The organism is Pseudomonas sp. UM16, assembly GCF_050312595.1.
In the GTDB taxonomy this organism is placed as follows: Bacteria; Pseudomonadota; Gammaproteobacteria; order Pseudomonadales; family Pseudomonadaceae; genus Aquipseudomonas.
Window position 1 is genome coordinate 92672 of the sequence record NZ_JBNPJT010000007.1, and the last position, 23966, is coordinate 116637.

Below are 23966 nucleotides of genomic sequence, written 5' to 3' on the forward strand. Positions count from 1 at the left end.
TGGTAGCGGCGGTGGTCTGAGTGTAAAGCTGCTATTCATGCCCCGCCACAAGGACGTTCCTCTTTCATCCGAACAAGCCCCGACATGTTCAGACCTCTCTTCGTATTCATCGGCACGCGTTATACCCGTGCCAAACGTCGCAATCACTTCGTCTCGTTCATTTCCCTGACTTCGATGATCGGCCTCGCCCTGGGCGTGGTGGTGATGATCGTGGTGTTGTCGGTGATGAATGGCTTCGATCACGAAATGCGCACCCGAGTATTGGGCATGGTGCCCCATGCCACCTTGGAAAGCGGTCAGCCGATCAGCGACTGGCCCGCCCTTGCCAAGCAAGTAAAGCAGAATCCGCAGGTAGTTGCGGTGGCGCCCTTTACTCAGATGCAAGGGCTGTTGACCCATGAGGGCAAGGTGCAGAAGGTGCTGCTCAATGGCATCGATCCGGCCCAGGAACGGCAAGTGTCGATCATCGACAACTTTATCCGTGAAGGTAAGCTCGACGCCCTGGCGCCGGGCGACTTCGGCATCATGATCGGTGACAAGGCGGCAGCCAAGCTGGGTGTTGGCATCGGCGACAAGCTGACCTTCGTTGCCCCTGAGGTCACCGTGACCCCAGCGGGCATGTTCCCGCGCATGAAGCGCTTCACGGTGGTTGGCATATTCCACGTAGGCGCCGGAGAGATTGACGGCTACCTGGGCCTGACCAACCTTTCCGATCTGTCGCGCCTGCACCGCTGGAAGGCCGATCAGGTTCAGGGGCTGCGCCTGAAATTCGCCGATCTGTTCCAGGCCCCGCGTGCTGCTTGGGATATTGCGCAGAACCTGGGTGAGCAAGAGTTTTACGCCCGTGACTGGACCCGCACCCACGGTAATCTGTACCAGGCGATTCGCATGGAGAAGGCCATGATCGGCCTGCTGTTGCTGCTGATCGTGGCGGTGGCGGCGTTCAATATCATTTCTACCCTGGTCATGGTGGTCAACGACAAGAAGGGCGATATCGCCATTTTGCGGACCCTCGGTTCCACACCGGGGCAGATCATGGCCATCTTCATGGTCCAGGGCACGGTGATCGGCGTGGTCGGCACCTTGATCGGTGGCGTGGTCGGTATCGCCGCAGCGCTGAATGTCAGCGCGGCCATCGCCGGGCTTGAGACCCTGATCGGACACAAGTTCCTCAATGCCGACGTCTACTTCATCGATTACCTACCGTCCCAGGTCATGGCTGAAGATGTGTGGATGGTTTGCGGTGCGGCATTGGTCCTGAGTTTCCTCGCCACCTTGTATCCGGCCTGGCGTGCGGCACGCACCCAGCCTGCGGAGGCGCTACGTTATGAGTGAGTTGGGCATGAGTGATAAAGCAGTGCTGAGTTGCCGCAATCTGGGCAAGTCCTACGAGGAAGGCCCAGAGTCGGTACAGGTGTTGTCCGGTTTGCAGTTGGAGTTACACCCTGGAGAGCGGGTGGCCATCGTTGGCAGCTCGGGTTCAGGCAAGAGTACGTTGCTCAACCTGCTCGGCGGCCTCGACACGCCCACCGAAGGCAGCGTGTGGCTGGCTGGTGAAGAGCTGTCGGCCTTGGGTGAGCGTGCCCGTGGTCTGCTGCGCAACCGCGCATTGGGTTTTGTCTATCAATTTCACCACTTGTTGCCGGAGTTCACCGCCCTGGAGAACGTGTGCATGCCGTTGCTGATTGGCCGCACCGCCATCCCCGAGGCGCGCGAGCGCGCCGAGGCGCTGCTCAAGCGGGTTGGCCTGGGCCATCGCCTGAGCCACAAGCCCGCCGAGTTGTCCGGTGGCGAACGCCAGCGTGTGGCGATTGCTCGGGCGTTGGTCAACCGTCCGGGGCTGGTGATGCTCGATGAGCCGACCGGCAACCTCGACCACCATACCGCTCAAGGCATCCAGGACCTGATGCAGGAGCTGAGCAGCTCCTCGCAAACAGCATTCCTGGTGGTCACCCATGACCTCAACCTGGCGCGGCAGATGGACCGTGTGCTGCGCCTCGACGACGGGCACCTGGTCGCAATCTGATCTGGCCGTGCAGCGTGCCCGCCAGCAGTGGCGGGCCGCGTGTTTCTTTTCTTTACCTGGGTGCTTTCGTTCATGTTCAGACCCTTGTCTATTTTCATCGGCGCGCGCTACACCCGCGCCAAGCGCCGCAACCATTTCATCTCGTTCATCTCCATGACCTCGATGATCGGCCTGTCTCTGGGCGTGCTGGCGATGATCGTGGTGTTGTCGGTGATGAACGGCTTTCAGCGCGAAATGAGCGCGCGGATCCTGGGTATGGTGCCGCACGCCAGTATTCTTGGAGCCCAACCCTTGGCTGACTGGCAGCCCGTGGCCGACGCTGCGCTGAAAAACCCGCAAGTGATTGCTGCTGCGCCTCTGACCGAGATGGAAGGCATGCTCTCCTACAAGGGCGCAATGCAGCCGATCCAGGTCAGCGGCATTGATCCGGCTCAGGAGGGCAAGGTCTCGATCGTCGGCCAGCACATTGTCCAGGGCAGCCTGCAGGCGCTTAAACCCGGCGAGTATGGCGTGGTGCTCGGCGAGATCAGCGCTCGGCGTTTTCGCTTGAATGTCGGTGACAAGCTGACCCTGATCGTGCCGGAGGTGAGCAGCGCGCCAGGCGGTATCACCCCGCGCATGCAGCGTCTGAACGTGGTCGGAGTGTTCAAGGTGGGGGCCGAACTCGATGGTTCGATGGCCTACATCCACATGACCGATGCCGCGCAGATGCAGCGCTGGCAGCCGAACCAGGTTCAGGGCGTGCGTCTCAAGCTCAAGGATCTGTACGCCGCACCGCAGGTTTCCAAGGCCATCGCTGCCAGCCTGGGCGATGCCTACCGCGCCGATGACTGGTCGCACACCCAGGGCAGCCTGTTCAGTGCGATGAAGATGGAAAAGACCATGATTGGTCTGTTGCTGCTGATGATCATCGCGGTGGCGGCGTTCAACATCATTGCCACGCTGATCATGGTGGTCAATGACAAAGGCGCGGACATCGCCATCCTGCGCACCATTGGCGCCACTCCGGCGCAGATCATGGGGACCTTTATGGTTCAGGGGACTCTGATCGGTGTTGTCGGCACCTTGATCGGCGGAGTTTTGGGGGTGATTGCCGCCCTCAATGTCAGCCAGATTGTCGGCTGGTTGGAGCGGGTTAGTGGGCAACACATCTTCACCTCTGATGTGTACTTCATCAGCAGTCTGCCGTCGGAGCTGCAGTGGGGTGATGTGGCGCTGATCTGCAGTGCCGGCTTGGTGATGAGTTTCCTGGCGACGCTGTACCCTGCGTGGCGTGCTTCGCAGGTTGAGCCGGCGTACGCCTTGCGCTACGAGTGATGGTGTTGCGGCCGCATCGCGGCCGATCGCCGGCAAGGCCGGCTCCTGCAAGGCGATACACCAACCCTTCGGGTCTTGCCGGCGATTTGATCTACACCGTCGGCAACTCAATCACAAATCGCGTCCAACCCCCGTCTGATTCCCCACGAATCGTCCCGCCATGGGCCTGGACAATCGACCGGGTAATCGCTAATCCCAACCCTGCATGCTCGCTGCTGCCTTCACGGCGCGCCGGATCGGCGCGGTAAAAACGGTCAAACAGCCGTGGCAGCAATGCCGGGTCGATGGGCTCGCCAGTGTTGGCTACCTGCAAGCGCACCAAGCCTTCCAGCACCTCGATACTCAAGCGAATCTCCCCCTGCGCCGGGGTAAAGCGCACGGCATTGTCGAGCAAGTTGGACAGCGCCCGCCGCAGCATGTGGCGGTCACCTTCCAGGCTGGCCCGGCCCTCCCGATGCAATGCGACCTCGGCTTCTTCGGCCAGGGGCGCGTAGTACTCAAGCAAGGCATCCGCTTCATCTTCCAGCGCCAGGCGCTGGCGGCTGGGCATCAACAGGCCGTGGTCGGCCTTGGCCAGGTAGAGCATGTCGTTGACCAGTTGCGCCATCCACTGCAGTTCTTCCAGGTTGCTGTGCAAGGCCTCGCGATACTCGTCCAGTTCGCGCGGACGGGTGAGCGTGACCTGCGTGTGGGTCAGCAGATTCGACAGCGGCGTGCGTAGTTCGTGAGCGATATCGGCGGAGAACGCTGACAGCCGTTGGAAGGCGTCGTCCAGGCGTTCGAGCATCGCGTTGACGGTTTGCGCCAGTTCCGCCAGCTCTACTGGCATCTGCCCTTCGGGCAGGCGGGTGGTCAATGAGCGCGCCGATACTTTTGACGCTACTTCGCCCATCTGGCGTAACGGTCGCAGGCTTCTGCGCGCCGCCCAGGCACCCAGCAAGGCCGTGGCCAGAGCGGAAAGGCCGACAGTTAGCCAGATCAACTGCTGCATGCGCTGGAGAAAGTGCTGGTGGTGGGTGATGTCGAGAAACAGGGTCAGTTGCGCCGAGGTCGGATCGCTCTGTTCAAGGTTGACGCAGAGGGCGCGGTAGTCGGTATTGCTACTGTGCTGGGTGCTCAGGCCGGGTGCTTGGGGGGCGTCGGGCAGATCGGGCTGGCTTTCAAACCACACCCGGCCATCGCTGCCGCGCAGCCGCACGGCGAGGTCTGTCTGATGGCTCAGCTCGGTTTGCAGCGCCGGCAAACGCAAGGCGAGGCTGGCCGGGTCGTGGACGCCGTCGAGCATTTGTCGCAACAGTGACAGGCGACTCTCGAGCAACTGTTGATCCAGCTCGATGAAGTGGCTTTCGCTGGCGCGGCTGAACAGAATCCCGGCGGTCAATGACACCACCGCCGTGCAGGCTGCGAACAGCAATGCCAGGCGGCTGCTCAGGGACACTTGGCGCATCACGACGCCCGCTCTTCCAGGACATAGCCCATGCCACGCACGGTGTGGATTAGTTTGTGCTCATGGCTGTCGTCGATTTTCAGGCGCAGGCGGCGGATCGCCACTTCGATGACGTTAGTATCGCTGTCAAAGTTCATGTCCCAGACCTGGGACGCGATCAGCGACTTGGGCAGCACTTCACCCTGGCGCCGTAGCAGCAGTTCCAGCAAGGCAAATTCCTTGGCGGTCAGGTCAATGCGCTGGCCGCCGCGTTCGACGCGGCGGCGGATCAGGTCAAGGCGCAAGTCGGCAAGGCCCAGGCTGGTTTCCTGGGTCGGGCTGCTGCCGCGACGCAGTAGGCTGCGCACCCGCGCCAACAGTTCAGAGAAGGCAAAAGGTTTGACCAAGTAATCATCCGCGCCCAGCTCCAGGCCATGCACTCGGTCTTCCACGGCATCGCGGGCGGTCAGGAACAGCACCGGAATATCCAGGCCTGCGGCGCGTACCGCTTGCAGGATCTGCCAGCCATCGCGGCCGGGCAGCATTACATCGAGAATCAGCAGGTCGTAATCGCCCGTCAGGGCCAGGTGCTGGCCGGTATTGCCGTCGGTGGCAAGCTCAGTGGCGAAGCCAGCTTCACTGAGGCCTTGGCACAGGTACTGGCCGGTTTTGGTCTGGTCTTCGACGATCAGCAGTTTCATCGGGTGGCTCTTGGACAATGAATGGCAGTTATACCGCGGCGGACGTGGACGTTGGCCAAGCTGACAAAGTTGTAATGTTTTTGTCAGGTAGCTGCCAGCGCCGGTTTTCTACAGTGCAGCCTACGTTGTCGCAACCCCGGAGTGGACATTTTATGAAACACCTTATTATTGCCGGCGCTTTGGCGCTGTTCAGCTTGCCAGCACTGGCGTCACCCGCACATTCGTACGCCTTCGGCACCCCTGCGCCTGCAGCCAAGGCTGACCGGACTGTGGAAGTTGTCATGGGCGACATGTACTACGAGCCACGCAGCCTGGAGGTCAAAGCCGGCGAAACCGTGCGCTTCGTGCTGATCAACAAGGGCGCAGTGGTGCATGAATTCAGCCTCGGCGACGCGGTGATGCACGCTAAGCATCAGAAGGAAATGCTCGCCATGCAGGGTCAGATGGATCATTCAGCCATGGGCCATGGCGGCATGCAGCACGGTGGCGTCATGAAGCATGATGATCCCAACACCGTAATGGTCGACCCTGGCAAACGCGGTGAGCTGACCTGGACCTTCACTCAGGCAACCCCCATCGAGTTCGCCTGCAACGTTCCGGGGCACTATCAAGCTGGCATGGTCGGCAAGCTGACCATCGGCCAATAACCGACGAATACCCAACGCATGGCCCAAACCCGATAAACTAGGCGCATTTCGTCCTTCAGGTTTGAGCCATGCATCCCGCCGCCGAACATTCTCCGCTGGGTAAGTCCAGCGAATACATCGCTACCTACACACCATCGCTACTGTTTCCGATCCCGCGAGCCGCCAAATGGGCCGAATTGGGCGTCAGTGCCCAGACCCTGCCTTGGCAAGGGGTGGACTTCTGGAACTGCTTCGAGCTGTCCTGGTTGCTGCCGTCGGGCAAGCCGGTGGTAGCCATCGGCGAATTCGCGATTCCCGCCGACTCGCCGAACATCATCGAGTCGAAGTCGTTCAAGCTGTACCTGAACTCACTGAACCAGACCGTGTTCGAAACGCCGGCAGCGTTGGAAGCGTGCCTGGCAAAAGACCTCTCGGCTGCAGCCGGTAAACCGGTGGCCGTGCAGATCCGCAGCCTGACGCAAGTTGAAGGGCAGGGCGTGGTGGCTTTGCCGGGCGTGTGCATCGATGACCTGGATGTCAGCATCAACAACTACGAGCAGCCGCAGCCGGAGTTGCTCCGTTGCGACAGCAGCCGCATTGTGGAAGAAACCCTGCACAGCCACTTGCTCAAATCCAACTGCCCGGTCACTGGCCAGCCGGATTGGGGTAGTGTCACTGTGCACTATCGAGGCGCAGCGCTGGATCATGCCAGCCTGTTGACCTACCTGATCAGCTTCCGTCAGCACGCTGATTTCCATGAACAGTGTGTCGAGCGTATCTACCTGGACCTCAAGCGTCTGCTCAATCCTGAGTTTCTGACCGTCTATGCGCGTTATGTGCGTCGCGGCGGGCTGGATATCAATCCGTACCGCAGCACTGAGACGGTGACACTGCCGAACCTGCGCCTGGTTCGCCAGTAACGAAAAAGCCCCGGATAACGGGGCTTTTTGTTGCTGCTCGGTGGGTCAGATGCCCATGCTTTGCAGGCTCTGAACGATATTGCGTAAGGTGGCGGTCAGGCCCGGGTGATCGACTTCGAAGCGTTCCACTGCCAGGTTGACGCCATCGACCAGGTTGTTGTCGGGGGTTACGGCTTCAAGTTCAATCTTGGCCTCAATCTGCTGCATCAACTCATGCAGCTGACCGCGCTCCTCTTCCGAAAGCGGTGGGTTTTGCTCCAATTGCTCGCGCAGGGCGTTGAGTTGCTCTTGCAGTTCGCGGGCAGGCATGGGTGATCTCCCTCTATGAATAGGCACAGTCATGGACCCCGGTAGCGGCTGAAAGGTCCATACCTTGCCTACTAGAGTAATCCACTGAGCGCAGCTTTGCATGACCCGGATCAACGGCCCTGTGTCAGGGTTTTTCACCCTTTAAGCGGCGCTGGCGGATGTCGGCCAGGCAGTCACCCAGTGCCTCAAGGTGGTCGATCACCGAATGTACGCCGAGGGCAAACAGTTGCAGGGTTGCCTTGCCGCGCTGGCGTTCCTGCTCTTGCGGGCTGTCGTAAGTATTGCGCGAGCCGCAGCTGGCCAGGCCGATTGTCCACAGGCCGGCATTAAGGCCTGACTGCAGCAACCGTGGCTCTGCACTGACCAGTACGCAGCCCTCAAGCTTTGTGGTATTGAGCGCCATCAACGCTTGCCAGCAGGCATCAGGTGCGGGCCATGGTGTAACAACATGGTGGGCTTTGAGCCAGGCAGGCAGTGCTGCGGCCAAGTGCTCGGCGTCGACAGCCGGTAGCTCATCCAGCCAGGCGAGAGTTTGCAAGGCGCCGGGGGTAGGTCGCGGACGTGTTGGGCTGGTATCCGTTTCGATCAGGCAGCCACGCAGGCCGAAGAGCAGGGCGGTTATGGCAGGCGAGTCTTGCATGGCAACGTCCCTGAAATAACCTGAACGCTACACTCGCTTTGTTACGCTGCGGTTACGCCGCGCAATCACAGTTGTTCACAAAATCATGACCTCTATTGTGTCAGGCTGTTTATCAGGGAAAGACCCTTTTATACTTGTTCCTTTTTTAGCGTAGGACGCATCGCGTTCGGCGCAGTGACTGTCGAGGAGTAACTCTATGCGTAGGAGCGGTACAGGCGTGATCAATCGGATGACCCGGGCCTGTGTCTGTGCCAGCCTGCTGCTGGCGCCGTTGGGCGCAGCCCAGGCGGCGACCGAGGAAGATCCATGGGAAAGCATTAACCGACCGATCTTTACCTTCAACGACACTGTCGACACTTACGCGCTCAAGCCATTGGCCAAGGGGTACCAAGCGGTCACCCCGCAGTTCCTGGAAGATGGCATCCACAACATGTTCCTCAACCTGGGTGACGTGACCAACCTGGCCAACAACATCCTGCAGCTCAAACCACATGCTGCCGGGGTCGACACCGCGCGCCTGATCGTCAACACCACCTTTGGTCTGGGCGGTTTCTTTGATGTGGGCACCAAGATGGGCCTGCAGCGCAACGATGAAGACTTCGGTCAGACCCTGGGTTATTGGGGTGTGGGCAGTGGTCCTTACGTAATGCTGCCATTGCTGGGCCCAAGCACGGTGCGTGACGCTGTCGCCAAGTACCCGGACACCTACACTGAACCCTACCGCTACATCGATCACGTGCCGACGCGCAACAGCGCGATTGCCGTGGATGTCGTCGATACCCGCGCCAGCCTGCTGTCGGCAGAAAAGTTGATTCGCGGCGACAAATACACCTTCATTCGCAATGCCTACCTGCAAAACCGCGAGTTCAAGGTCAAGGATGGCGAAGTCGTCGACGACTTTTAAATCTTTGCAGTGATGAAAAGGCGGCCATCGAGCCGCCTTTTTTCATGTCTGCTCCTTCCATTGAGTTGCACACGAACAAATTTTTATAACTCCTGGGTCTTTACCTCGCAAAGAGCAACCACGAGCATCGGCGTACCCTTGAATCCCCTGGCGGATGGGAGTACCGTCTGCGCCTTACAGGGCACCTCTGCTCGTTGTCGGACAAACCAATCTGTCCTACATCTGATAAAAGAGTGGCTAGAAGCGAATCCAGTACGTGTGCTCATGCCTTGTCGAGCCACCTACGCCAACCTAATTCTGGCGCCGTTTGCTCACATGCAGAAAACCAGTGCAACGCTGCTGATAATCGATGACGACGATGTCGTACGTGCGAGTCTTGCCGCTTACCTTGAAGACAGTGGTTTCAGTGTCCTGCAAGCGAGTAATGGCCAGCAGGGCCTCCAGGTCTTCGAACAGGAACAGCCTGATCTAGTGATCTGCGATCTGCGCATGCCGCAAATGGGCGGTCTGGAGCTGATTCGCCAGGTCACCGAGCGCGCGCCTGAATTGCCGGTGATCGTTGTCTCCGGTGCCGGGGTGATGAACGATGCGGTGGAAGCGTTACGCCTGGGTGCCGCCGATTACTTGATCAAGCCCCTGGAAGACCTCGCAGTGCTCGAGCACTCGGTTCGCCGTGCCCTGGACAGGGCGCGCCTGTTGCTGGAAAACCAGCGCTACCGGGAAAAGCTCGAAACCGCCAACCGCGAACTGGAGGCCAGCCTGCACCTGTTGCAGGAAGACCAGACCGCCGGGCGCCAGGTGCAAATGAACATGCTGCCGGAAAGCCCCTGGATGGCCGGCGAGCTGTCGTTTGCGCACCAGATCATTCCATCGTTGTATCTGTCAGGTGACTTCACCGACTATTTTCGGGTCGATGAGCGACGCATTGCCTTTTACCTGGCGGACGTTTCCGGCCACGGTGCCTCTTCGGCGTTTGTCACCGTGCTGTTGAAATTCATGACCACCCGGCTGTTGTTCGAATTCAAGCGCAATTCACGCTTGCGTGACTTCAAGCCCTCCGAGGTGCTTGGGCACATCAACCGCGGCCTGATCAACTGTAAGCTGGGCAAACATGTCACCATGGTTGGCGGGGTGATCGATGAAGACACTGGGTTGATGACCTACAGCATTGGCGGCCATTTGCCCTTGCCCGTGCTCTATACCCCTGGCCAAAGCCGATACCTGGAAGGGCGTGGGTTGCCGGTCGGGCTGTTTGAAGAGGCCACCTACCAGGACCATGTCCTGGAATTGCCTGCGCAGTTCAGCCTGACCTTGCTCTCTGATGGCATTCTGGACCTTTTGCCAGGGGAAACACTCAAAGATAAAGAGGCGGCCTTGCCAGAAATCGTCAAGGCTGCGGGTGGCAGCCTAGATGGGCTGCGCCAACGATTCGGATTAGCTACGCTTGGGGAGATGCCGGATGATATCGCCCTATTGGTGTTGAGCAGGAACCTTCAATGAGTACGGGAAGAATCCAGTTCGCCGAACAGAGCGGCACCTTCGTTCTGAAGTTTGTTGGCGAAGTGCGCCTGACTTTGTGTTCAGCGCTGGATGCGACTATTGAAAAGATCTTTACGGCGCTGAATTTCTCGGCGATCGTCATTGATCTGACTGAAACCGAAAGCATCGACAGCACCACCTTGGGCTTGCTGGCCAAGCTCTCGATCCTGTCGCGGCAGAAAGTCGGCCTGCTGCCGACCGTGGTGACCGTTAACCCGGACATTTCGCGGTTGCTGCAGTCGATGGGCTTCGATCAAGTGTTCAACATCGTTGATCGGCCGATCCCGTGCCCCGAGTGCCTGACCGACCTACCTTCCCAGGACCAGAACGAAGATGTGGTGCGCTCCAAGGTACTGGAAGCGCACAAAATCCTTATGGGGCTGAACGACTCCAATCGCGAAGCTTTCCACGACCTGGTCAACGCCCTCGAACGTACCTGACCTGCGCACAGGCGCCGTGGGGCGCCTGCTTCTGCTGATTTAATCGCTAGCCCTGGGTGGAAACTCCGTCGGCGCCGCGCCGTTCGCGTTGAGCTGGAAAATCCGCTGTGGCTGGCCTTGTTCATTGAAAAACACCTGCCCCAGGCCGGCGCTGTTCCATAGGCGCTCGCCGGCCTTGCTGTGGCTGGGCGTGCGTGGAATCACTTCCATTTGGCGGCGCTTGGTCAGCCAGTTCAAGGGTGAGCGAGGCGAGTAAAGCCAGCGGTTAAGGCGGTCGAATACGTCCAACAGACGCCGCGGAAACTCGTTCTTGATTCCGCTGCTGGTGATTTGCCAGAGGTGCGGGCTGCGCTGTCGGTGGCGGATCAGTACTTCGTAGACGAACGAATAATGCACGTCGCCGGAGAGAATCACGTAGTGCCCTGGCGTGCGCGAGTGACGGAAGATATTCAGGATTACCTGGGCCGCACCACGGTGGGCCATCCAATTCTCGGCATCGACCAGCAACGGATAGCCCAGCCAGCTGAACACCCGCTGCACCGTTTCGATCAGCTTGACGCCGAAGATCGGTGCCGGCGAAACAATGACTGCTGAGGGGTGATCGAGCAGGGCCTGTTGCAATTCGCTCAATGCTTCCCAGTCGAGTAGGCCAGAAGGCTTTTTCAGGTTGCTTTCGCTGCGCCAGCGCCGGGTACGGGTGTCGAGTACCAGCAATGGCGGATTGCTCGGCAGGACGAATTGCCAGCCCTGAAAACGCAACACCTCTTCGATCAGGGCGTCCTGCAGTGCGGCGTCCAGGTGTTGGTCGTCCAGGGCGCTTTGATTCAACACCTGGCATTTGCCAATCAGCGCGTTGCAGGCGTCCGGGTCGTTACCCCAGCCCTGGCATAGCAAGTAGGCGAGCAGTGCATTGCCGATGATGCGTTTGGAAAAAGGGTGCCCATAGGCGGTTTCTTCCCACTGTGCGGACAGGTTCCAGTCATCGGTGATGTCATGGTCATCAAAGATCATCAGGCTCGGCAGGTGCGCCAGCACGCGTGCGACACCGCTCAAGCCGCTGACAAACGCGTCGATAGCCTGGTGTTCCTGCTGGTAGCGGGATTGTTGCTGGGGCGTCAGCCCAGAGGGCATGTGCGGGTCGATCAAGGTCCAGGGTACCGGTGACCAGACCAGCAGGTACATGGCCATCACCTCGGCGAACGTCACCAGGTGATTATCGGCATTGCTGCTGGTGAAGATCGGCTTGCGCGCACCGCCGAAAAAACGCTCGCGCAGGGTTTCGTTGCTCTCCAGTGCCGGCAGCAGGTCGGCGCGGTGGTAGTAGCTGGCAGGGTGTTGGTAGAGTGCGGCGCTGTCATCGACCACCGCACCTTGCAAGTATTCACCAAACAGTCCCAGTCGTTCGATCAGCGCATGGATAGCCCGCAGCATCGGCCCGGCGACATCGTCGGCATACACCTGATCGCCATTCATCAGCAACAGGGCTGGGCGCGCCTTGGGATCAGGGCAGTCGATCAACAGTTGGTCGGCACACAGCAAGCCGTCAGCGGCGGGGTGGTGCGGCTTGCGACAGGACCCGTGAAGCAGCTGCTGCAGGCGCGAATGCACCACGAAGTTGGGCAGCCCGGCGCCTTCATAGAGCAGGTGCGGGGCCCATTGCGCAATGCTTTGCTTACCCTCGGTAGTGTGCACAAGCAAGTCGTAGTCGATCTGCACATCGCAGGGCAGTGGGCTGTCGAAGTGAATGTCGATCAAGTGCACGAAGGCCTGACGGCCAATGGCGACCACTTGACAATCCAAGGTCGCTGTAATGCCCGGACAACTCAGTGACAGAGTCGGTTGCAGCGCTTGCGAACCGACCAGCCAGAACACCATTCGGGTAGGTTCAAGGCGGCGCAGCAGGGGGCCGGCGAGTACGGCGGGTAACGCGGGGGATTCAGGCATCAACATCTCTGAAAGCACAGGCGAAACTGTGGGTGGCGGTGAAGAGCGGCATAGTGAAGGCAGTTGCGCCTCTATTGCGAGCGCTATCAATTCGTAGCCGCAGCCTGGCGGCAGCGGCTACGTTACTCTGTGTAGAGGTAAGTGCAGTGTTGCATCAAGCCTTTGCTGCCAGCAGCGCTTCAAGCTTCTCCTGATCCCGGGCAAATTGACGAATACCTTCAGCGAGTTTCTCAGTGGCCATGGCATCTTCGTTGGAGGCCCAGCGAAATTGTGCTTCGGTCAACGTTTGACGGGCTTCGCCCTGATTACCCGGCTTGAGGATGCGCGGTAGTTCGCCTTGGTCATCGCTCAGTTGCTGCAGCAGTTCAGGGCTAATGGTCAGGCGGTCGCAGCCGGCCAGTTGCTCGATCTGGCCAATGTTGCGAAAGCTCGCGCCCATGACCACGGTGTCGTAACCGTTGGCCTTGTAGTAGTTGTAGATCCGCGTAACGGATTGCACGCCAGGGTCTTGGGCGCCGGCATAGTCGGTACCAGTGGACTTCTTGTACCAGTCGTAGATCCGACCCACGAACGGCGAAATCAGGAATACCCCGGCGTCAGCGCAAGCCTGGGCCTGAGCGAAAGAGAACAGCAGGGTCAGGTTGGTCTGAATGCCTTCCTTTTCCAGGACTTCGGCGGCGCGGATCCCTTCCCAGGTCGAGGCCAGCTTGATCAGCACGCGGTCGCGGCCGATACCGGCTTTTTCGTACAACTCAATCAATTGCCGGGCCTTGGCCAGCAGCGCCGGTTGATCAAAGGACAGGCGGGCATCGACCTCGGTGGAGATACGCCCCGGAATAACCTTGAGGATGCCGGCGCCAACTGCCACGGCGAAGGTGTCACAGGCGAGGCCAACATCACCCTTACTGTGTTCGACCGACTGCTTGAGCAAGTCGGCATAACCGGGCATGGCTGCGGCCTTGAGCAGCAGGGACGGGTTAGTGGTGGCATCGACCGGTTTCAGGCGGCTGATGGCATCGATATCACCAGTGTCGGCAACCACAGTGGTGAACTGCTTGAGTTGTTCCAGCTTGGAAGTCATGGGCGTGCTCTGTCCTGTGCAATGGATCGACATTACCCGAGCGCTGCCAGCCGCTCAAGGGCTGACTGGCAGGCGGGGCAACGGGATAAGTCTTCGAGTGCCCAAGTGCGCACAGGTTCCGATGCTAGCGCCCTTGCAACAGCTCTCCAGCCTGATCGAGCAGGGCCAGCGGATCAGTGCTCTTGTGGATGTCCACCGAGAGCAACTGACGGAATTTGCGTGCCCCCGGAAAGCCTTGGCCGAGGCCGAGGATATGCCGGGTTACGTGGTGCATGGCACCGTCAGCCGCCAGATGCGCGGCGATATACGGCCGCAACTTGGCCAGCGCCTCACTGCGGCTGATCACCGGCGTGGTACTGCCGAACAGTTGCTGGTCGACCTCGGCCAGCACATAAGGATTGTGGTACGCCTCGCGGCCCAGCATCACCCCGTCGAAGATCTGCAGGTGCTCCTGGCACTCGGCGAGGGTTTTGATGCCCCCATTGAGGACGAACTCCAGCTCGGGGAAATCCGCCTTCAGCTGCGCCGCCACGTCGTAGCGCAGCGGTGGAATCTCGCGGTTTTCCTTCGGCGACAGGCCTTCCAGAATGGCGATGCGTGCATGTACGGTAAAACTGCGGCAGCCGGCATCACGTACCTGGCCGACGAAATCGCACAACTGGGCATAACTGTCGCGACCATTGATACCGATGCGGTGCTTGACCGTCACTGGGATCTGCACGGCGTCCTGCATCGCCTTGACGCAATCACCGACCAGCGCCGGATGGCCCATCAAGCAGGCGCCGATCATATTGTTCTGCACCCGGTCACTTGGGCAGCCGACGTTAAGGTTGACCTCGTCGTAGCCAGCGTTCTGGGCCAGCTTGGCACACGCGGCCAGGTCAGCAGGCACGCTACCGCCCAACTGCAGGGCCAGCGGATGCTCGGCTTCGTCGTGGCGCAGGAAGCGTTCGGCGTCACCGTGAAGCAGGGCACCAGTGGTGACCATTTCGGTGTAGAGCAGGGCGTTGCTCGAGAGCAGGCGCAGGAAGAACCGGCAGTGGCGGTCGGTCCAATCCATCATGGGCGCAACGCTGAAGCGGCGGGACAGATCAGAGCGCGGGTTTACTCGGGTTGCAGCGGATTCTAGGGGCATGTTCTACGACGCGTTTGTAGCCATTCATGGACGTTTTGCTCGGTACAGCCGGTTAGGCGTGCGGATCCGAAGCAAAAACAAAGTGCCCTAGTCTACCAAGAGTGCCAGGCCTTCGCCCGCAAGCTGACCGCCTGGACGTGGGTTAAGCGACGAGAGATCCCTCATCGAGCCAAAATGAAAAACGCCCATTCAATCCAGAATGGGCGTTCGTAGGTATCGCTCAAATCAGCTTGCGCCAATCACCCGGCGAAATCCTTGTCGCTGTACAACTTGGTGTTCTTCACCGCTTCAATGTTTTTCGCGCCACCGAGCATCATGTTGATGGTCAGTTCCTTGTTCAGGTGTTCGATCACCGAATTCACACCTTCAGCTCCGCCAAGGTGCAGGCCATAGAGGATCGGACGGCCTACCGCAACGATGTCTGCGCCGCTGGCCAGTGCTTTGAACACATGCGAGCCACGGCGTACGCCGCTATCGAAAATGATCGGCACACGCTTGTTCACAACCTTGGCAATCGCCGGCAGGACGTCGAAGGACGACGGGCCGCTGTCGAGTTGACGGCCACCATGGTTGGACACCCAGATCGCCGCTGCGCCGGCCTTGATTGCCATATCGGCGTCTTCGGGTGACTGCACACCTTTGACGATGACCGGTAGCCCCGACAGTTTTTTCACGTAAGCAATGTCGGCCGGGGTGAAGGCTTGCTTGGCCTGGGCATAGATTTCGCTGATACCAGAACCTTTGCCGGTCTTGGAACCATCGCTGTCTTGTTTGGCGAACAGCTCCAGGTTGGCAAAGCCCAGGGGGAATTGGAAGTTATTGCGAATGTCATCTTCGCGATGGCCGCCCACTGGCGAATCTACGGTGAGGATGATTGCCTTGGCACCAAATTGTTTGGCTTTCTCCAAAGTGAACTCATTGAATTTTTGGTTCTTGCTCATATAGAGCTGGAAGAAGAATGGATTGTTCTTGGACGCGGTCGCTACTTCCTCAATGGTCTTATTGCCATAAGTACTCAAAGAGAATATGGAGCCGGCCTTGGCCATGCCTTTGGCGGTAGCGATTTCACCGTCCTTATGGGCCAAGCCCTGAGCGGCCATTGGCGCCTGGATGATAGGCGTTTTCAGTTTAACCCCGAGTAATTCGCTGGACAGATCGATGTCGGTACGTTCAATACCTTGCATGATGCGCGGCATGATGTACTTGTTGTCGAAGTCTTGGGTATTGCTGCGCATATTGTTTTCATCTTCGGCACCGCCGCGGATGTAACCAAAGGCGCCTTTGTCCATGCTGGCTTTGACGTCGGCTTCCAAGGCGCCAAGGTTAACTATTTTGAGGGTTTTTTCAGCGTCGCTGGCTTGGTATTCCTGGGCATGCGCGGTGTTGAGCAAAAGCAGTGCTGTCAGCACGCCGGAGGCCAAAGCGGTTGTACGTTTATGCGTGTTCTTCATCGGATAAATCTCTTCATTGCCAAGCGCTTATTTTGCCCTTTGAGTGGCGCAGGCAGTGAGGGAACAACTGAGATGCAGTGTTCTATTTTTGATACCAAGGTCGTACTTGAATGGCGCAGTGCTCGGCAAATAGTTGTCCGTAGTGGTTTCAGAGGATGGCAAAAGTCAAGCCTGAATTACTGATCTGCATCAAGCTTCCCGCGCTGGGTGCCCCCTATATTGAATATAAAGGAATGAATAACTCCTCACCCTTTGCTGTGAAGTTTCGGTGTGAAAGTTGATAAAACAATAAGGAGTCGCCCGTGTGTCGAGTGCGCGCCGCTACAGGCCGGTTAGCACTCGGTAGTTGCTAGGTGTTACCCATGAAGTCAACCGTTGTTTCCGTCGCGCGCAAACTAAAACTCTATCAATTGGTGGTCTTCGAGCAAGTGTTGCGCAGCGGCTCGCTGGTGGGCGCCGCCCAGGCGCTGAACCTGACTCAGCCAGCCGTCACTAAGATCATTCACGAACTGGAAGCCTTCCTCGGCGCGGCCTTGCTGGTGCGCGGCAACCGCGGCGTGCACGCCACTGAGTTGGGCGGGGTAGTGGTGCGTCGCGCTCATGCGATGCTCACCGAGCTGCGGAGCCTGACCGATGAGGTCAATGCCTACCACAGTGGTACCACCGGCCAGGTAATGGTCGGCGCCTTGAGCTCTTCTTCAGCCTTGCTCTTGCCGCGTACCCTGCGCCTGCTCAAGGCGCGGGCACCGGGGGTGCTGGTGACGGTGCGGGTCGGTCATATGGATCAGCTGTTCTCCAGTCTGTTGGCAGGCGAACTGGACATCATTGTCGGTCGTATCCCGGATGAATGGCGCTGGCATGAATACGAGCCGCGCATGAAAGTCGATGTGCTGTGTGAAGAAGGGTTGTGCATCGTCGCTGGCGCTGAGCATCCGATGCATGCAAGCGGTCGGCCGGTCAGCCTCGCCGATCTGCATCCGTTTCCATGGATCCTGCCACCGCGCAGTGGCCTGTTGCGGCGCACCGTAGACCGTTTATTCGAAGCCCTGGACCTCGGCTCACCGGTCAATGTTATCGAGTCGATTTCGGCGTTGACCAACTATGAGTTGATGCAAGACCAACAAACTATTGGTTTCTTTCCTCTGCAAACTACCCAGCAACTGGCCCACAGCGGCAAGCTCAAGGCTTTCGACCTAGGCAAACCGCTGAGTTTCGGGCGCATTGGCTGCTTCTATTCGGCCAATCGTACCCTCGACCCGGCGACCCGGTTGTTCCGCGAGTGCCTGTCAATGGCCAATAACCCCGGCGAAGCGCAATAACCCAGCTATTCCATCTCGCTATAGAAGCAGCGTCTCAATTGATGGGGTATGGCTAATTGCCACACATACAATGAGGGTAATTACACCTGTATCGATCCCAAGCACAAACGGATACCAGAGCATGAGAAGTAATCTGCCGGTCACCCAGCAGGAAGTCATTTACCAGAATGAGCAGCGGTTGATTTCCGCCACTGACCTGCACGGCAACTTGACCTACTGCAACGATGAACTGGTGGCCATCAGTGGTTTCAGTCGCGACGAGTTGCTCGGCAGCCCACACAATATCGTCCGCCATCCGGACATGCCGGAAGCCGTGTTCGCCCATATGTGGTCGTACTTGAAAGACGGCAAGAGCTGGATGGGGATCGTCAAGAACCGCTGTCGCAACGGCGATCACTATTGGGTCAGTGCTTATGTCACTCCGATTCTCGAGGGCAGCGCAGTCGTGGGCTACGAGTCGGTGCGGGTCAAGCCGCAGCGGGCCGATATCGAACGTGCATCAGCGTTGTATGAACGCATGCGCACGGGTAAGCGCAGCTGGAGCCTCAAGCGTTTCTCCAAGGCCGCTGTCGAGCATGGCCTGGCACCGCTGGCGCTGGGCGTACCTGGCCTTGCCGCCGTGGTGTTTCTGGATAGCTGGCCGGCGATTGCCGTGCTGGCCTGTGGCTTTGTTGGCATGCAGATAGCTGCCCAGTGGCGTCTGCAGCACAAGTTCGCTCAAGCGAGGGGCGCGACGGCGGACAGTTTCGACAGCGAGTTGATCGCCCGCACCTACACCGACGAGCAAGGTACCGTGGCGCAACTGATGATGGCGCTGATCAGCGAGCAGGCCAAGATACGTACGGCGCTGAGCCGGTCTGGCGACTATGCCAATCAGACCGAGACCATGGCCGCGCAGAGCGGCAAACTGGCGCAGGAGTCTGAACTGTCATTGCAGCGCCAGCGCGACGAAACTGACATGGCCGCGACCGCCATGACGCAAATGGCCGCGTCCATTGCTGAGGTGTCCACCCACATTCACGACACCGCCCGCGAAGCCGAGGATGTCAATCAGTTGACCGAGGTAGGGGCAGAGGAAGCAGGCAAAACCCGCCTGGTGATTGAAAAGTTGCAGGAAACGGTAAATCAGATCAGCCAGTCGGTGGCAAATTTCGCCGATGAAACCCAGTCGATCCAGGTCGCCTCGAACATGATTCGGCAAATTGCCGACCAGACCAACCTGTTGGCACTCAACGCAGCGATTGAAGCGGCGCGGGCCGGGGAGCAGGGCAGGGGGTTTGCTGTGGTCGCCGATGAAGTGCGGGCGTTGGCGTTCAAAACCCAGGAGTCGACCGAGACCATTCAGTCCATCATCCAGTCACTGCACGGCGCGGCCAACCAGGCAGTGGACATTGCCCGTCAAGGCAGTGATGAAGCGCATGTCGGGGTCGACCAGGTGATCGCCACGCAAAATGCCCTTGAAGGTATCGGCGTCGCGGTGGAGCGCATCCACCAGATGACCGAGCAAATGGCCGCGGCTTCCGAGCAGCAGGCGCATGTCGCTGAAGACATCAGCCGACAAATCACCACCATTGCGCAGGTTTCGGAGCAAAACGTCGATATTGCTGCCAGCTCCGCCACCTTGGGGCGTGAACTGGAGCACACCGCGCACGAGATGTACGCGCTGGTAGACAGGTTCAACCGTTAAGGCGCGACCATGACCCGAGAGGATTTTGACAAGCTCGCGGCCCACGCCGAGCGCGAGCTGACGAGTATTCCCTACGCGATTTTCGAGGCTGCCGCTGATGGCATTGTCATCACTGATGAGTGGGGGCAGGTCCAGGCCATTAATGCGGCAGCGCAGAAGCTGTTCGGCTATGGTTTTTCCGAGCTGGCCGGAGCGAACATTTCGCAACTGATGCCTGAAGCCTACGCGGCGCGTCATGACCAGTGCCTGGCATCCTACCGCGCTGGCGTCGGGCGCAAGCTCAACGGCCTGGTCCGCGAGTTGCAGGGCAAACGCAAGGATGGTTCGTTGTTCGACTTACACGTCAGCGTGGGTGAGCTGCTGCTGGGTGGGCGGCAATTGCTCATTGGCGTGTGCTATGACATCAGCGAGCAGTTGCAGCTGCGCCAACGCCTTAACCACCTGGCCAGTCATGACACCCTGACAAACTGCATGAACCGTCGGACCTTGCATGATCGTCTGCAGGAGCAAGTCGCCCTGGCCGCCGCCCAGGCACAGCAGCTGGTGCTGGTGTTCATCGACCTGGATGGTCTGAAGACCATTAATGACAACCACGGTCATTACATCGGTGACCAAGTGCTGGTGGCGATCGCCGAGCGCTTTCGCCAGCGTTTGCGCAGCGAGGATCTACTGGCCAGGGTCGGTGGCGACGAGTTTGTCGTGGTGGCTCGGCAAGGTGCCGTCAAGCACACGGGCATGGAGCTGGCCACACGCCTGTTCGAGTGCCTGCAAGCGCCACTGTTGATTGACGGCATTAGCCTTAGCGTGCGCGCCAGCCTCGGCGTCAGCACCTGCGCCAATTGTACCGACTGTGATTCGCCCGCACCGGACCAGTTAATCATCGATGCCGACTTCGCCATGTACCAGGCGAAAAAAGCAGGTGGCAATCGCATCGCCTGTTTCAATCCAATGATGCGTATCGCCCAGCACCGTGACCAGCAACGTCTTGAGCGCCTGCGCCTGGCCATCAGCCGGGAGCAGTTGCAGCTGTATTACCAGCCGCAGTTCGAACTGAAGGCGCCCCAGCGAATCACTGGCCTGGAAGCTTTGTTGCGTTGGCACGATGGGCCATATGGGGAGGTGTCACCGGAGGTGTTTATCCCATTGGCCGAGCAGCATGGTTTGATGTCGGCGCTCAACGCCTGGGTGGTGACGCGCGCCTGTGCAGACAACCGTGCGTTGATTGAGGCAGGCGTGCTGGATGTGCCGGTAGCGGTAAATATGAGCGGCTTTTCGTTCATGCAGGGCGACTTTGTCGACAAGCTCAGCGCTATTGTTCGAAGCAGTGGCCTGGCGGCCAATCGCCTGGAGATCGAAGTGACTGAAACCGCCGCACTCAAGGATATCGAGCAGGCACGGTTGAACATCACACAGCTGCAAAGTCTGGGCATTCGGGTGTCAATCGACGACTTTGGCACCGGCTATTCATCACCCAGCACCTTGCGAGACTTACCGTTCGACACACTCAAGATCGATCAGGTGTTCATCCGTGAAGTGCCCAACAGTGCGATAGACCAAGCCATCGTCAACGGCTACCTGATGTTGGCCGACAGCTTGGGCATTCAGGTGATTGCCGAAGGTATCGAGACGCGCGCCCAGCTCGACTATTTGCTCGCCAAGGGCTGTAGCGTCGGTCAGGGCTATTGGTGCAGTCGACCATTGCCACTGAACGAACTGCAGCAGTTTGTCTTGTCCCGTCAGCCTGGACTGTGAGGTAGTCGCAGGGAAACGATGAACTCACCCATTCAATGTTCTTAGGCGCGTGAAGGACTGCTCTGATTTCCCCGGGCGCCCGTTCAGCGGCGCGACTTTCGGCTAGGATATTGCGCTCGAATGCCATGCCGTTGTAACGACCCAGGAAATGGAGAATCAAGGCTGATGTGGGGATATATCGCGCTCTATGTGTTGTTCGCAGCGGGCGTCTATTGTGTGGATCGTTTTACCCATCGATCACTGTTTGTCAGGACCCAGAACCGGCACTTTCGCTGGAAGCTGAATTTCAGCGTGAGGGGTTGGGGGCTCGATGAGTATCTGGCGGCGATTATTCTGAGCTGTGCGGTGATCTTGCAGCTCATGTTGATGCTGTATTGGGCAGGCACTTCACCCGATAAAACCTTGGCGAGGTGGCTGTTTGCGCTGTTGAGCCTGGGCTCCATCGTTTTGGTGGTTCGCCTGCTTCGCTTAGTAGAGCGTTATGGCCGGCACAAAGGCTGGCTAACCGTACTGGCTGCGCTGCTGACAGTCGCGGCGGGGCTGGTGGCCAGTGCCGAGACGGATGCTTTCATCCTCGCGCAGACCCGGCTCGAACCAGGGCAATTCCCAGGGGCTCAGAAAACCCTGACATTCATCTATCTGGTCTACATCTGGTACTTGGCCACCAGCCTCCTGATGCCGCTGGTGATGTTCATCGGTGCTCTGGTCTATGGGATGACTGCGCCTGGTTTCAAGCAACAGGTAAGGCGCAATCGAACCACGGCCATTTGCTGGAATCTTTACATCCCAGGTTCCGACTGGCACAGGCGCCACTGGCTGCGGGCGTCTTGCGTCATCGGCGTGCTGTACACGGCGGTGATTCTGCTGGGCTTTTCAGATGTGGTGAATGCCAAGCTTCGCACAGTGCTTCACGAGTCCTTGGTCTATGCATCCTTTCATCTAGGCCCCGAGGATTGCGCCCTGGCCGATCAGCCGCCTGGTACGCGGCTGGCCTTGCTGGGCAAAGGTGGGGTAGTGGTCGCTCAACCGATGGAAGGTGGCTATCGCTACAGCGAGCAGGCCTGTTCGTTGCAATCGGCTGCGCAGATGGAAGCGGCGCGTCAACTTCGAATCAACGACGCCAGGGCACGGGACGCGTTTTTTTGACGGTATCAGAACGCCAGCTTGTAACCGATCATCAGCAGCATGGCCGCCAGACAGGGGCGCAGTACGCTGTCGGAAATACGTCCAGTCAGGTGGCTACCCAAGTAGATGCCTGGCAATGAACCCAGCAGCAGGTAACCCAGCAGCGACCAGTCCATGTTGCCCATGCTCGCATGACCCAGGCCAGCAACCAGCGTCAGCGGCACGGCGTGAGCGATCTCGGTGCCGACCAGGCGGCGAGTGACCAGGTAGGGGTAGAGCAAGAACAGCGCCACGGTGCCCAGGGCACCTGCACCGATGGAGGTCAGTGAGACCATGACGCCGAGCACGATGCCAGTGATCACGGTCAGTACGTTGAGCGCACTACCGCTCAGGTGATAGCGATCGCCTGCGTGTTTGCTGGCGAAGGCCTGCAGTTTGCTTTTGAACAGGATGGCAAGGGCGGTGAGGATCAAGACCACGGCCAGGCCTTGCTTGATCACGGCGTTGGCGGCTTGGGTGTCGGTATCCAGAGAGCTGAGAAACCACAGGGTCAGGGCGGCGGCAGGGACGCTGCCCAAGGTCAGCCAGCCGGTGATTTTCCAGTCGATGTTTTTGTTCTTGCTGTGCACCCAGACACCGCTGGCTTTGGTAATGGCCGCGTACAGCAGGTCAGTGCCGACAGCGGTCGCCGGGCTGATACCGAACCACAGCAGGATCGGCGTCATCAGTGAGCCGCCGCCCACGCCGGTCATACCGACGATGAAGCCTACGACCAGGCCTGCAATGGTGAAGCCGAATGAACCTACATCCATAATCTACCTAAACGCTCAACGTGCCCGTGATCGGATGGCAGCCAGCATAAAGGTTTTTTTATAGCCAAATAGACTAGTTCGTTATTAGGTTATAACCGTGACCGCAGCTAGCTGGGGCCGTTTTCCACAGCGTCAGCGATCAGTCATTACCACCATGACATGGGCATCGCCGCCATCGTCACTCTCAGACAGGTAGATGTGGCCAACATTGCTGTTGAAATAAGCCGTCTCCTGCGAGCCGATACTCACTGCCTCACCGGTCTCGAACTCAATGCGCACTCGCCCACTGAGCACCAAGGCAAACTCCTGCCCGGGATGTCGAATGAAGTCATCGAACTGCTGGCGCTGGCGGGCAATGATCCGCGCATACATCGGCGTCATCAGCCGCTCGGGAAACTCCCCGGCAATCGGGTGGTAGTCGTAGGTCCCGGTGCTGTAGCCCGGCGCTGAGGGCAGCGAATTGACCACTACGGTGGTCGGCGCTGGCGTATCGCCAACCCCGGAGGAACGAAACAACTGGGCGATATCGACATTCAGTGCGCGCGCCGCCGCCGCGAGTTTTTCGTAGCTCACTGACACCTGTGCCAGTTCCATTTTTGACAAGGTCGACACCGGTACCCCGGAACGTTCCGATAACTGCTTGAGGGTTAGCTGCTGAGCTTTGCGCACGGTGCGCAGGCGCGCGCCAACTTCGGTACGGTCGATCAGGGGTAGCGCGCCAGGGTGGTCGGCAGCTGGGGAGCGGTCACTCATCAAGGATCTCGGTCAGGCATCACGGGTAGGCATCTTACCGTGGCCGCTTGCGTAATTTG

At 59.1% G+C, this 23966-nt stretch carries 21 protein-coding genes and 2 pseudogenes; 13 read left to right on the forward strand and 10 right to left on the reverse strand.

What is annotated here, in order from left to right:
* Window positions 1-84: 84 nt before the first annotated feature.
* The 3 genes from ACQRAX_RS10040 to ACQRAX_RS10050 all read left to right on the forward strand — a co-directional run bounded on the left by ACQRAX_RS10040 (window position 85) and on the right by ACQRAX_RS10050 (window position 3343).
* Window positions 85-1335, forward strand: coding sequence for a lipoprotein-releasing ABC transporter permease subunit (locus ACQRAX_RS10040; RefSeq protein ID WP_412037280.1), 1251 nt, complete (start codon window positions 85-87; stop codon window positions 1333-1335).
* 7 nt (window positions 1336-1342) lie between these two features.
* The gene (gene lolD, locus ACQRAX_RS10045; RefSeq protein ID WP_177327806.1) at window positions 1343-2026 is read left to right on the forward strand and encodes a lipoprotein-releasing ABC transporter ATP-binding protein LolD; all 684 of its coding nucleotides are present in this window, start codon (window positions 1343-1345) and stop codon (window positions 2024-2026) included.
* A 72-nt stretch (window positions 2027-2098) separates the two neighbouring features.
* Entirely contained in the window at window positions 2099-3343 is a 1245-nt protein-coding gene (locus ACQRAX_RS10050; protein ID WP_412037281.1) for a lipoprotein-releasing ABC transporter permease subunit, read from the forward strand.
* A gap of 91 nt (window positions 3344-3434) precedes the next feature.
* Here the strand turns inward: ACQRAX_RS10050 and ACQRAX_RS10055 are convergent, their stop codons facing one another.
* Both ACQRAX_RS10055 and ACQRAX_RS10060 read right to left on the reverse strand, forming a co-directional pair.
* Window positions 3435-4793, reverse strand: a complete 1359-nt coding sequence (locus ACQRAX_RS10055) for a heavy metal sensor histidine kinase (protein ID WP_412037282.1) — start codon at window positions 4791-4793, stop codon at window positions 3435-3437.
* Window positions 4790-5470, reverse strand: coding sequence for a heavy metal response regulator transcription factor (locus ACQRAX_RS10060; RefSeq protein ID WP_412037283.1), 681 nt, complete (start codon window positions 5468-5470; stop codon window positions 4790-4792). Before ACQRAX_RS10060 ends, ACQRAX_RS10055 begins: the two co-directional genes overlap by 4 nt.
* Before the next feature lie 152 nt (window positions 5471-5622).
* Here ACQRAX_RS10060 and ACQRAX_RS10065 point away from each other — a divergent pair, with 152 nt between their 5' ends.
* Together ACQRAX_RS10065 and queF are read left to right on the forward strand one after the other, a co-directional pair.
* On the forward strand, window positions 5623-6117 hold the full coding sequence (locus ACQRAX_RS10065; RefSeq protein ID WP_412037284.1) for a cupredoxin domain-containing protein: 495 nt from the start codon (window positions 5623-5625) through the stop codon (window positions 6115-6117).
* A 68-nt stretch (window positions 6118-6185) separates the two neighbouring features.
* A complete protein-coding gene (gene queF, locus ACQRAX_RS10070) occupies window positions 6186-7016 on the forward strand; it encodes an NADPH-dependent 7-cyano-7-deazaguanine reductase QueF (RefSeq protein ID WP_412037285.1) in 831 nt (276 codons plus the stop codon).
* Window positions 7017-7061: 45 nt separating this feature from the next.
* Here queF and ACQRAX_RS10075 read toward each other — a convergent pair whose 3' ends face one another.
* Window positions 7062-7325 carry a DUF4404 family protein gene (locus ACQRAX_RS10075; RefSeq protein ID WP_412037286.1) on the reverse strand — a complete coding sequence of 88 codons (264 nt, stop codon included), beginning with the start codon at window positions 7323-7325 and terminating at the stop codon, window positions 7062-7064.
* Window positions 7326-7449: 124 nt separating this feature from the next.
* The gene (locus ACQRAX_RS10080; protein ID WP_412037287.1) at window positions 7450-7965 is read right to left on the reverse strand and encodes a phosphonoacetaldehyde phosphonohydrolase-related protein; all 516 of its coding nucleotides are present in this window, start codon (window positions 7963-7965) and stop codon (window positions 7450-7452) included.
* A 196-nt stretch (window positions 7966-8161) separates the two neighbouring features.
* Between ACQRAX_RS10080 and ACQRAX_RS10085 the strand changes: the two genes are divergently transcribed.
* The 3 genes from ACQRAX_RS10085 (at window position 8162) to rssC (ending at window position 10848) form a co-directional block, all read left to right on the forward strand.
* Window positions 8162-8869, forward strand: coding sequence for an MlaA family lipoprotein (locus tag ACQRAX_RS10085; protein ID WP_412037288.1), 708 nt, complete (start codon window positions 8162-8164; stop codon window positions 8867-8869).
* Between the two features lie 315 nt (window positions 8870-9184).
* The gene (gene rssB / locus ACQRAX_RS10090) at window positions 9185-10369 is read left to right on the forward strand and encodes a two-component system response regulator RssB (RefSeq protein ID WP_412037289.1); all 1185 of its coding nucleotides are present in this window, start codon (window positions 9185-9187) and stop codon (window positions 10367-10369) included.
* On the forward strand, window positions 10366-10848 hold the full coding sequence (gene rssC / locus ACQRAX_RS10095) for an anti-sigma factor antagonist RssC (protein ID WP_412037290.1): 483 nt from the start codon (window positions 10366-10368) through the stop codon (window positions 10846-10848). Before rssB ends, rssC begins: the two co-directional genes overlap by 4 nt.
* 39 nt (window positions 10849-10887) lie before the next feature.
* Here rssC and ACQRAX_RS10100 read toward each other — a convergent pair whose 3' ends face one another.
* The 4 genes from ACQRAX_RS10100 to ACQRAX_RS10115 all read right to left on the reverse strand — a co-directional run bounded on the left by ACQRAX_RS10100 (window position 10888) and on the right by ACQRAX_RS10115 (window position 16459).
* Window positions 10888-12792: an alkaline phosphatase D family protein gene (locus tag ACQRAX_RS10100; RefSeq protein ID WP_412037291.1), complete on the reverse strand. Its 1905-nt coding sequence runs from the start codon at window positions 12790-12792 to the stop codon at window positions 10888-10890.
* Window positions 12793-12946: 154 nt separating this feature from the next.
* A complete protein-coding gene (gene tal / locus ACQRAX_RS10105; RefSeq protein WP_412037292.1) occupies window positions 12947-13873 on the reverse strand; it encodes a transaldolase in 927 nt (308 codons plus the stop codon).
* Window positions 13874-13997: 124 nt separating this feature from the next.
* Window positions 13998-15008 (reverse strand): tRNA dihydrouridine(20/20a) synthase DusA, encoded by a 1011-nt coding sequence (dusA, locus tag ACQRAX_RS10110; RefSeq protein WP_412037293.1) that lies wholly within the window; start codon window positions 15006-15008, stop codon window positions 13998-14000.
* 239 nt (window positions 15009-15247) lie between these two features.
* The gene (locus ACQRAX_RS10115; RefSeq protein ID WP_412037294.1) at window positions 15248-16459 is read right to left on the reverse strand and encodes a lactate oxidase; all 1212 of its coding nucleotides are present in this window, start codon (window positions 16457-16459) and stop codon (window positions 15248-15250) included.
* 362 nt (window positions 16460-16821) lie between these two features.
* On the opposite strand from ACQRAX_RS10115, the gene ACQRAX_RS10120 reads away from it, so the two are divergent.
* The 5 genes and pseudogenes from ACQRAX_RS10120 (at window position 16822) to ACQRAX_RS10140 (ending at window position 22363) form a co-directional block, all read left to right on the forward strand.
* Window positions 16822-17778, forward strand: a complete 957-nt coding sequence (locus ACQRAX_RS10120; RefSeq protein ID WP_412037295.1) for a LysR family transcriptional regulator — start codon at window positions 16822-16824, stop codon at window positions 17776-17778.
* A gap of 121 nt (window positions 17779-17899) precedes the next feature.
* Window positions 17900-18160, forward strand: a pseudogene (locus ACQRAX_RS10125) (PAS domain-containing protein); the annotation flags it as partial.
* 357 nt (window positions 18161-18517) lie between these two features.
* Window positions 18518-19465: pseudogene (locus ACQRAX_RS10130) on the forward strand (methyl-accepting chemotaxis protein); the annotation flags it as partial.
* Window positions 19466-19474: 9 nt separating this feature from the next.
* On the forward strand, window positions 19475-21217 hold the full coding sequence (locus ACQRAX_RS10135; RefSeq protein ID WP_412037296.1) for a putative bifunctional diguanylate cyclase/phosphodiesterase: 1743 nt from the start codon (window positions 19475-19477) through the stop codon (window positions 21215-21217).
* Window positions 21218-21382: 165 nt separating this feature from the next.
* Window positions 21383-22363, forward strand: a complete 981-nt coding sequence (locus ACQRAX_RS10140; RefSeq protein WP_412037297.1) for a hypothetical protein — start codon at window positions 21383-21385, stop codon at window positions 22361-22363.
* Between the two features lie 5 nt (window positions 22364-22368).
* Here ACQRAX_RS10140 and ACQRAX_RS10145 read toward each other — a convergent pair whose 3' ends face one another.
* Entirely contained in the window at window positions 22369-23154 is a 786-nt protein-coding gene (locus tag ACQRAX_RS10145) for a sulfite exporter TauE/SafE family protein (RefSeq protein WP_412037298.1), read from the reverse strand.
* Between the two features lie 132 nt (window positions 23155-23286).
* Entirely contained in the window at window positions 23287-23907 is a 621-nt protein-coding gene (locus ACQRAX_RS10150) for a helix-turn-helix domain-containing protein (RefSeq protein ID WP_412037299.1), read from the reverse strand.
* Window positions 23908-23966: the final 59 nt, after the last annotated feature.